This is a genomic window from Agriterribacter sp., from assembly GCF_035444585.1.
Lineage (GTDB): Bacteria > Bacteroidota > Bacteroidia > Chitinophagales > Chitinophagaceae > Agriterribacter.
The window spans coordinates 1-4,020 of sequence record NZ_DAOMOZ010000313.1; the positions used below are offsets into that span (position 1 = coordinate 1).

The following is a 4,020-nucleotide window of genomic DNA, read 5'->3' on the forward strand; positions in this document are numbered from 1 at the left end:
AATTAGAGATCAAAGGCCGGGGCAGCATGGGTAACCAGGTAACCAAATACCCGGTCAAATCCATCAGGTTCAAGGAAGCCGGCCGGTCTACGTTAAGCGGCAGAAAACTATGGTTTGACGATACATTCGGAAGACTTAACGCAGAAGAGAAAGGTCAATACCTGGGCATGTTTGACAGCGAAGACCGTATATTGATCATCTATAATAATGGCAACTATGAAATTTCCGATACGGAGCTCAGCCAGCACATTGACAGCGACAAGGTATTGCTGATTGAAAAATTTGATCCGGAAAAAGTGATTACTGCGGTATACCTTGATAAGGAGAAGCTGCAATACAATATCAAAAGATTTAAAATAGAAACAACCACGCTTCGCAATATGTTCTTTTTTATAAAGGAAGGAGAAGGGAACCGGTTGCAGGCAGTTACCACAGATGAAGCGCCGGTACTGATCATGCAGAGCGGGAGGGGAGCCCAGATCAGGAAAGCGAAAATCAGGGTCAATAAGGTAGTAGAGGTAATGGGATGGAAAGCTGTAGGTGCTAAACTGGCAGATTATTCAAAAAGCGTGGAAATGGATTGGGAGAAAAAGAAAGCAGAAGATAACCAGCAGCCCGAATTGTTTTAATGAACTGCCAATGGTCCAAATGGGTATCTGCCGTGATTTAATTTCTCCGGGTTGTTGAATAATGAGAAGTGAATAGCGAATGGTGGGAAGTGAAACATTCTTTCACCCCGTCCGAACGGGGACAGGCGGGCGGGCTTTATCCTCTCACCTCTCACGGTAACATACCGACATAATTAATTGATTTAACACTACTATGATACGAATTACCGAACAGCCCTCTTTGTACAGGCATCTGGAAAAAATGACCATAGAAGAGCTTACGGCTCACATTAATAATGAGGATAAAAAAGTTGCGCTGGCAATAGAAAAGGCACTGCCGCAGGTCAACAGGCTCATTGCAGCCATTGTTGACAAGCTGAAGTCCGGCGGGAGGATGTTCTATCTTGGCGCCGGCAGCGGCGGCCGTCTTTCTGTGCTGGATGCCATTGAGCTGCCTACAACCTATGGCATACCCAAAGGTGTGGTGAATGTGGTATTGGCAGGGGGGGTGGAACATCTTATTGAGGCGCCTGAAGAAAAAGAAGACGACACCGAAGCGGGATGGGCTGCATTAAAGGAGTATAACATTTCCGATAAAGATATTGTTGTGGGGATTTCTGCAAGCGGAACAACGCCCTTTGTACTGGCGGCCTTAAAGCAATGCCGGGCTGCCGGCATTACTGCCGGTTGCATTGTAAGCAATCCGGAGTCGCCCATTGCTACTGCATCATCCCTTCCGGTGGAAGTAATTACCGGCCCCGAGTTTGTTACGGGAAGCACCCGTATGAAATGCGGTACGGCGCAAAAAATGATCTTTGATATGATCAGCACTACTACTATGATAAAGCTGGAGAGAGTTGAAGACAGCAGCATGGTAAATGTGCTGCTCATCAATGATAAGATCACCGACCGGGCGGTAAAAATATTGATGGATAAAGCAGGACTTGACGATTATGATGATGCAAAAGCCATCCTGCTCAAATACGGCAGTGTAAAGAAAGCGATGGATGCGCTTGGAAGATAGGTTTCGGGTTGCAGGTTGAAGGTTACATGTTTCAGTTATAGGTTTTCAGGCTATAGAAAGAAGTTATTGTGCTTGCACCCTGCACCAGCACCTCTAACGACAGGCTATTCATTTGCCACTATTTCTTGCGTTTCACTTCCCACTTACTACTCTCCACTTACCACTAACTACCCTCCCCGTTCTTCCATGCATCGTTTTTCTGTTGCTGTTTGTCTGAGTGTATAAATACGCCAGACGTACCGGAAAAATTTCAAACGTTTGCATAATATTGATACACATTTTAGATTAAAAACAGTATTATGTTTACTCCTGAAAGTAAATCATAACCAAAATCATCTTAGCTTATGAGACAACGACTGCTATGGTTAATGGTATTGTTATTACCATTTACACTGTGTCTTTCTGCCCAGGAAGCCAACAAGCCTGTTTCAGGCACTGTTAAAACCGAAACCGGCGATGCCGTTGCCGGCGCCTCTGTTACTGCAGAAAACTCCTCCAATCAATCAAAAACAACAGTTGCCTCCAATGAGGAAGGGGCGTTTTCTTTTTCAGGTCTCCCCCGGGGCCGATATACTTTTACCGTAAGCTACGTAGGCTATAGTACGGAAGCGGTTGCCGGTATTGTAGGGGATGACGGCCTGCAGCTCGAAATTGTGTTAAAAGTAGCCGCCCAAAGCCTTGAAGACGTGGTAGTGGTAGGTTACGGCACGCAACGTAAAAGAGATGTGACCGGATCTGTAAAATCTGTTAAAGCTGAGGCTTTCAACAAAGGGATCGTAAACAACCCGCAACAGCTGCTGCAGGGCAAGGTTGCCGGTGTAAATATTACTTCTACCAGCGGTGAGCCCGGGGCGGGGGTGAATATTGTTATTCGCGGCTCTGGTACCGTTAGAAGCGGCAGTTCCCCTCTTTTTGTAGTAGATGGTGTGCCACTCGACAACGCCGGGACCGGCAGCGGTGACCCCCTCAACTTTTTAAACCCGCAGGATATTGAATCCATGGACATATTGAAAGACGCATCAGCTACTGCCATTTATGGTTCCCGTGGTGCCAATGGGGTAGTACTTATTACAACGAAGCGCGGTAAGGCGGGTACTTCTACACTCAGTTATACTTCTTCTATAGGCATTGCCCGCGCTGCAAACAAACTGCCGATATTTTCAACGGATGAGTTTAAAAAGCAAGTCGTAGCTGTGGGTGGCGACCTGGAGGATTTTGGTTCTTCTACCGACTGGCAGGATGAAATTTTTCGCACTGCTAATACGTATGAAAATAACCTTACTTTAAGCGGAGGTACCAGCAAGCTGGTATATTACGCTTCTTTAAATGCGTTAAACCAGGATGGTATTCTGAAAGGCAGCAATTTGAAAAGGTATACCGGTCGTTTTAACGCTACGCAAAAATTATTGGATGACCGCCTGACCATTGACATTAACCTTACCGCCAGCAATACCGGCAACCGCAGGCCGCCCATTGATGGTATGATCGGCAGCGCTATTTCCAATAATCCAACATTGCCGGCACGGGATGCCGATGGTAATCCGGCAAAATTTGAGAACGTCAGCAATCCACTACTTGAACTTGAACTGTATAAAGATGTTGCCAGCATCAATCGTGTGCTGGGGAATATTACGCCTACGTTAAGAATTATAAAAGGACTTATAAACTGAATTTTGGTATTGATAATGCAACCGGCACGCGCGACTATGTTAATTACGCCAATGAGGTACCGCAGCGCGACGGAAGGTTCGAAACGCAGTCAACGCTGGTGCGCAACAAGATCATCGAAAATTATCTTAACTATACTACCGATATCGGTTATCACAACATCGCTGCGCTGGCGGGTCATTCTTATCAGAATATCCTGTATCAGTTCAGGGGCTCAAGTATCAACAAGTTGCCGCTGAACGACCTGGATCCCATCTACAATCCGGGTATCGGACAGGAATTGACCATGGCCAATAACCGCCCGTACGGCAATGCCAATATCAACGAAATTCAGTCTTATTTTGCCCGTATTAACTACGGATTCGACAACAAATACCTGGCAACGGTAAACTTCAGGATGGACGGCTCAACCAAATTCGGGGAAAACAACAAATACGGTTATTTCCCTTCCTTTTCCTTAGGATGGAATATTGCTGAAGAATCGTTTATGCAAAATTCTGCTTTTAATGTACTTAAATTAAGAGGGGGCTGGGGCATAACCGGTAACCAGGAAATTGGGCCAAAACTTACTCAACCGCTTTTCAGAACTGAAGTGAACGCTTCAGTAAGCTATCCCCTGTATCCCGCCGGCAGCTATCCTCCGGGTACATTTTATTCCCGCCTGGCAAACCCTGATCTGCGGTGGGAATCTTCCAAAACCACAAACGTGGGGCTTGATTT

The 4,020-nt window shown here is 46.0% G+C and carries 3 protein-coding genes and 1 pseudogene; all 4 read left to right on the forward strand.

All coding sequences use genetic code 11. From position 1 onward, the window contains the following. A pseudogene (locus tag PLH26_RS20725) lies at window positions 1–629 on the forward strand (DNA gyrase/topoisomerase IV subunit A); the annotation flags it as partial. 193 nt (window positions 630–822) lie between these two features. Continuing rightward, the gene (locus PLH26_RS20730; RefSeq protein ID WP_324587928.1) at window positions 823–1,632 is read left to right on the forward strand and encodes an N-acetylmuramic acid 6-phosphate etherase; all 810 of its coding nucleotides are present in this window, start codon (window positions 823–825) and stop codon (window positions 1,630–1,632) included. Window positions 1,633–1,976: 344 nt separating this feature from the next. Beyond that, complete coding sequence (locus PLH26_RS20735) at window positions 1,977–3,302, forward strand: TonB-dependent receptor plug domain-containing protein (protein WP_324587929.1); 1,326 nt, start codon at window positions 1,977–1,979, stop codon at window positions 3,300–3,302. 98 nt (window positions 3,303–3,400) lie between these two features. Continuing rightward, the coding region (locus PLH26_RS20740) for a TonB-dependent receptor domain-containing protein (protein ID WP_324587930.1) at window positions 3,401–4,020 on the forward strand (620 nt) is incomplete at its 3' end.

Coding starts and splice junctions, on each gene's coding strand:
- PLH26_RS20730 (WP_324587928.1), top strand. CDS start 823: ATGATACGAATTACCGAACAGCCCTCTTTGTACAGGCATCTGGAAAAA.
- PLH26_RS20735 (WP_324587929.1), top strand. CDS start 1,977: ATGAGACAACGACTGCTATGGTTAATGGTATTGTTATTACCATTTACA.